At 39.8% G+C, this 6,066-nt stretch carries 2 protein-coding genes and 3 pseudogenes; 2 read left to right on the top strand and 3 right to left on the bottom strand.

The window, feature by feature from the left end; genetic code table 11:
• The 3 genes and pseudogenes from ACFIKD_RS08600 to ACFIKD_RS08590 all read right to left on the bottom strand — a co-directional run.
• Positions 1-75 (bottom strand): annotated as a pseudogene (locus ACFIKD_RS08600) (phage tail protein); the annotation flags it as partial.
• A gap of 13 nt (positions 76-88) precedes the next feature.
• Positions 89-397, bottom strand: coding sequence for a hypothetical protein (locus tag ACFIKD_RS08595; protein WP_375647769.1), 309 nt, complete (start codon positions 395-397; stop codon positions 89-91).
• A 70-nt stretch (positions 398-467) separates the two neighbouring features.
• A pseudogene (locus ACFIKD_RS08590) lies at positions 468-1,215 on the bottom strand (phage tail sheath family protein); the annotation flags it as partial.
• Between ACFIKD_RS08590 and ACFIKD_RS08585 the strand changes: the two are divergent.
• Both ACFIKD_RS08585 and ACFIKD_RS08580 read left to right on the top strand, forming a co-directional pair.
• Positions 1,212-1,407 (top strand): annotated as a pseudogene (locus ACFIKD_RS08585) (transcriptional regulator); the annotation flags it as partial. The pseudogenes ACFIKD_RS08590 and ACFIKD_RS08585 sit on opposite strands and share 4 nt — an antisense overlap.
• 844 nt (positions 1,408-2,251) lie before the next feature.
• The coding region (locus ACFIKD_RS08580; protein ID WP_375647768.1) for an autotransporter outer membrane beta-barrel domain-containing protein at positions 2,252-6,066 on the top strand (3,815 nt) is incomplete at its 3' end.

The following is a 6,066-nucleotide window of genomic DNA, read 5'->3' as shown; positions in this document are numbered from 1 at the left end:
TTCTTCAAAGGATTGGAAATTCAGCCAGTCCACATAAAATTGATGCGGTCCTAACATCATCAAAGGATCTCTCATAGCCTCCCTCCCCTCATTCTGTTCCCCCATGCAGCGCATTGGCGCGTGCCCGTTGAATGGCGTGGGCAACCGCACGACCAGTGGCCACAGGATCACGGGCGCCATTGACATGCACCGTTACATTTTGATTGTGGGTGATAGGGGAGCGCTCTTTGCCTCTTTGTTCTCTCACAGAGTAATTGGCATGCCCCGCCCCCGCAAATTGTGCAATCGGTTGAATGGCTGTTGTGCCTCCCAAAAAACTTGGCAAAAACTCTCTTAAATTAATGGACCCAATCCACCCCTTAATGCGATGAGGCAAAGATTTAAAAAAATCGCTCAATTTTGTGATAGGTGCCCATAAAACCATCAACAATCAGGGTAAAACCGCGTACAATGCGTAAAGTCATGCTCTAACTCCTTGCTGCTTTGCGATAAGTTTCAAGCGTATCACCAAATTGATAAGTCATTTTCTTTTGGATATCTTGCGCCAACCGATCAAAATAAGCGCTATTGCGCCGGCTACTGAACCTTAAATCTCCTAAAGGTGGCACTTCTTCTGCATCAAACTCCACCCGAAACTGTCCTAATTGTAAAATACTGTTGGAATTTAAATCGCGATCAAACCAAACCCGCCCCCCAGCAGTGCACCCCGCGCAATAAGATCATCAAGAAACTGCGTGAGAGAGCGGGTAATAGCAATGACATAGTGAGCAGTCAGATTCTCGTCATTAGCCCAAGGGCTAAAACTGTTAGTGATAGTTTTTTCAACGCTGCACGGGTGCACACCACATTGACAAAACGCCAGAATGGATCACTGGAGGTGGTATGATTTCCCCATAAAATACGTCCATTGGCAGCTATTTGTCCCCCAGAATTATTTAAATGCGCATTTTGGCTAAGCCGTGCTGGAATAAAGGTCGCAATATCGGCTTGGTTGAGGCGATTTGCCTCATGATCGATTTCGCCATCAAAATAGCTAATCGGGCGCGCCGTGCCTAAAATGCCATGCACATCTTGGTTGGAGGGAGACCAAAAAACACCGCCCCTTTGCTTATCACGTTTGATAAACATGGCGGCAGCAAAAGGACTTGCGGGTTTAACACTCCAACCCCCATCACCATTTGCCACCCGTACAAAGGGATCAATCAAATAACAAAAATGCAACAATTAAATTTCCCCCTGAAGATATAGCGGAACTCGCGGCGGAGCTTTATAAAAAGTTACAAGAGCTTATTCAAGACATCAACGACAGTGAAGAAATAGAGCTTACCTTGCCTCTTTTTAAAATTGCATTTAAAACATCAAATAGAGGTTAAAAAAACACTCAAGAACGACACAAATCCAACCTAACCATCATTAAAAATGGAAAATGAAGGTGCCTTTCTCCTTACATTAAGATTTTTAATAACAATTTGTTTTTAAAATATCATATCTTTTTTCGCTTTTTGGGCTGATTTGGGAGCGAACTTCACAATTTATAGATTTTTTTCAAAGGGTCTTCAAAGGCGGTTTTCTAGGCTTCCACAGAGTTTTTTTTAATCCTCAAAGCCTTTTCCTATTTTTTCCATTGAATCACAGATTTTTCTCATTTTTAGATGTAAAAATCCATTTTGATAAAATGTGCATTTAATGGTGAAAATTAGTCATAAAAAAATCATAAATTCCCACCCAATCTCACCTATTCCCACTTAAAAAACTCCTGTCAAACGACAAGCTTTCTTTTTTGTATATTCACAGCAGCATAGATACTGCTATTCTTTATTGCTCATTTCCTCTTTTCTGGTTTCTTTTTTAATATCTTCTCCATTATTTTCTTTCTTGTGATAATTCAATAAAGTTTATCTCTAAATAATGCACAATAATAACACTATGATATACAATAAAAAATTACAAATAAATTTTAATATCTTCATATTATTTTATAAATTTTTAATAAATTAGTGATTTAAATATTTTAATTTTTAATATTATAAAATAATTTTTATTTATAATTTAGTTTTATTTTTATTCATAATGAATAATAAAATAGATTTACAGTAAAAACATTACGTATTTTATTATAAAATTTATAATTATACTTTACACAAAAATAAAAATAATCTATTTGTCTCAAAGTAGAAAACCATTCATTTGATATCCTTCTTATAAGCGGGGGCGGAATGCGTGGGGCTTATAAGTTAAGGAAAATATCTAAATGTATAAAAAATCTCTGTTACTCTGTACAGCGGCTATGACTGTTACGCTGTTTGGCACCCATTTCAACGCATATGCTGCTAACAATGTTCTTAAAAATGATGCAAAAGGTACAATAACGACTGCCACTTCAGGCAGTTCCTATGATGCAATTGAAGCAACAAATGGTGGCGCAATCAAGGGTGAAAATTTAATAGTAACCTCTCCTGATCCTGAAAAATTCAGCACTGGTGTAGCGTCGAAAGATTCGGGCAGTGAAATTACGTTAACGGGCACAACAACCATTGAAAAAGTTAAGGACGGACTTTCTGCAGAAAAAGGCGGTAAAATCACCAGCGAAAATTTAATAATAAATGGAACCAATATTGGTTTAGTAGCCCAAGATTCTGGTAGCAAGATTGAGTTAACGGGTACAACAACCATTGAAAAAATGACTAACGGGCTTCGGGCAGTAGGCGGTGCAGCAATTACTAGCAACGCTTTAACGATAACCCTTAATGAAGCTGGAGAATCTAATGTTGGTGTGTACGTCCAAGATGCTAATAGCAAGATTGAGTTAAATGGAAAAACAACCATTAAAAACGCCACAAACCATGGTCTTATGGCAGTAAATGGTGCAATCGTTAGTAAAGATTTAACACTAACTGGTGCTGCAACCCAAGGAACAAGTATTGGTATAGGGGCCTACTCACCTAATAGCAAGATTGAGTTAAATGGAAAAACAACCATTGAAAAATTCAAAAATGGCCTTGTAATGAACAATGGAGCGGCAATCAAGATAGATGGCGCTTCCATTACAGCTTCTGAAATTGGTGCTTCTTTCAACGGTAGTAAGAACAACGAAACCACGCTAGAAAATGTGAACATATCGAGCGGTAACGATGGCACATTGATGGATAAGGGAATAAGTGCCGAAAAAAGCACTGTGGCTTTAAACAATGTAACCGTCACTCAAGCAAACACAGGCATATTTGCAAATGATCACTCCACAATAACAGTCTCTGGAGGATCATTCGATGGGAAAAATGATGGGGTATATGCTAAAGAAGGCAGCACCATTAATTTAGACGAAAAAGCTGCGGTTACATCATCTGATGGTTCTGGACTTCATGCAGAAGGTTCAGGAGCAAAAATCACGAAGACGGGAGGAACTGTCAGTGGAAAACAAAATGCATTATTTGCAGAAAAAGGTGGACAGATCGATGTCACGGATGTTGCTTTAACAACAACAGATAGCACTGGAACTGGCGCAAAAGCCGATGGCGCTAACAGCGTCATTACATTAAAAGGCACAACAACCATTGAAAAAGTTATAAACGGCCTTGATGTACAAAATGGAGCTACAGCCAAGATGACCGGTGGTTCTATTGCTGCTTCTCAAATAGGTGCTCTTTTCAACGCTAGCGGAAGTGATGAAAATAAAAACACGCTGGAAGATGTAACAATATCGAGCGGTAACGATGGCACATTGATGGATAAGGGAATAAGTGCCGAAAAAAGCACTGTGGCTTTAAACAATGTAACCGTCACTCAAGCAAACACAGGCATATTTGCAAATGATCACTCCACAATAACAGTCTCTGGAGGATCATTCGATGGAAAAACTGATGGGGTATATGCTAAAGAAGGCAGCACCATTACTTTAAACAACAATGTTACAGTCGCATCATCTAATGGTAATGGACTCCGTGCAGATGGTTCAGGATCTAAGATCACAATGGCAGGAGGAAAAGTAACAACAATAGGGGATGCGCGAAGTGCATTATTTGCAGAAAAAGGCGGACAGATTGACGCCACGAATGTTGCTTTAACAACAGATGGCAAAGGAACCGGTGCAGAGGCCATTGGTCCTGATAGCAGAATTGAATTGCATGGCGATACAACAATTAACAATACTTGGAACGGTCTTGGAGCAATCCTTGGTGGTAAAATTACCAGTGAAAATTTAACCGTAGTCGGTGGTGAAATAATTGATCAAGACCCCAATGAAAAACGATCTGGTGTATGGACAGGGGACTCTGGTAGTGAAATTCAGTTAACGGGAAAAACAACCATTCAAAATGTTGATGAAGGTCTTTATGCTGATAGTGGGGGTAAAATCGTTAGCGGAGATTTAACAATAACCGGTGGTAAATCCACAGAACCAACCGTTGGTGTAAACATTTGGGAGCCCGATAGTGTAGTTGAATTAAATGGCAAAACAACCATTCAAAATGTTGATGCTGGTCTTTTTGCTGTTGAAGGTAGTACAATTAAAACGAGCAATGGCACTATTGATACTAATTCTGAAGGTCTAGATACCCAATCCGACACTCCTCCAAATGGGAAGAAAAACAAAATAGAAGCAAAAAAAGCTGCACTGGTTGTAATAAATGGCGGACATATTGATCTGACAGATGTTTCTGCCACAGCAGAAGTTGCCGGTTTACAATTCGCAACTTTCTCTGATAATGATCCAAATGGCCCAGATTACCCACAAAAATATCATAGCAATGAGATCAATCTGACCAATGCAGAGATTCATGCTGAAAATGATACTGGTATTCTCGTTGGAGCTTTTGTTGAAAAAAGCATCGAAGATGCGGCAGCCCCATCAATCGGCACAGTCAATCTTAAAAAATCAGAAGTTCATGCGGACGTATTATTAGGAGATGGTATTTTTTGGGACAAAACGTCATGGAAAGATAAAGATTTGTGGGATGGTAAAGAGGTTAAAGCGATCTCCAACGGCACCTTCACATTAAACGCTGATCAGTCTACTCTAGAGGGCAGAGCGAATATTGCTCAAGACAGAAATGTACACTTTGATCTGAAAAACGATACAACATGGACGTTGAAAATCAGCAAAAACGAAAAAGATAATGATGGCAATCTGCTTGATATTGCTCAAAGATCTCGTTCTGATATTTCCACGCTTAGTCTTGATAATAGCTCCATTGTTTTTAGCGAACCAACAGAAGAGCATTACCAAACATTGCATATAGGTTCTGGTAAACCAGACACAAAAGCAGTCTACAATGCAACGGGTGGTGCAAAGATTTACTTCAACGCAAAATGGAGTGATGGTGCTGCAATAAATGACCAAAAAACCGATAGACTTTTGATCAATGGGGATGTCTCTGGCAACACATCAGTTTATGTTACGGGACGCTTAGAAGATGACAATGTCGAAGCAAATACCTCTGCTGCTGCCAATATCCGTGGTCTTTCACTCATTCAAGTTTCTGGAAAAGCAGAAGAAAGCTCTTTCAAACTTGTAAATGGCTATACCACAAGAGGTGGTTTACCAGATATGTATACACTACGTGCCTATGGACCAGATTCAAGCCAAGGCAAAGCCAATATTGCGCAAAACCTGTTTGATGAAAAGAATGAAAATTTCTGGGATTTCCGTTTGCAACCCGAACTGCTTGGAAATGGTTCAGATGTGATCGCCCCTGTAGCACAAACAGCAAGCTATTTGGTCATGCCAAATGCTCTCTTTCACGCTGGATTAACAGATATAGCTAAACAAAACGCGCTCTTAGCCAATATCAGAACATCCGTCTTAGGAAAAGAAGAGGAAAAACAAACCGGTTTCTTCCTTTATACCTATGGAAGCACAGGAACTTTATCTTCTGAGCGTGGTCCTCTCAAATATGGTTATGGTGCTGATATCCGCTATGCTGCTCTCCAAGCTGGTGTCACATTGGCAGCAATTGAAGGACAAAATACCACAACACATCTCGGTCTTGTAGGCACCTATGGGCAGCTGTCGTTTACACCAAAGGACATGTCAGATGCCGGTAAGAACACGCTGGATAAATGGTCACTGAC

Source organism: Bartonella sp. CR84HXZ (assembly GCF_042194535.1).
GTDB lineage: Bacteria > Pseudomonadota > Alphaproteobacteria > Rhizobiales > Rhizobiaceae > Bartonella > Bartonella grahamii.
Note: the sequence above shows the minus strand (reverse complement) of the source record. Positions and strands in the feature narration are given on the sequence as shown.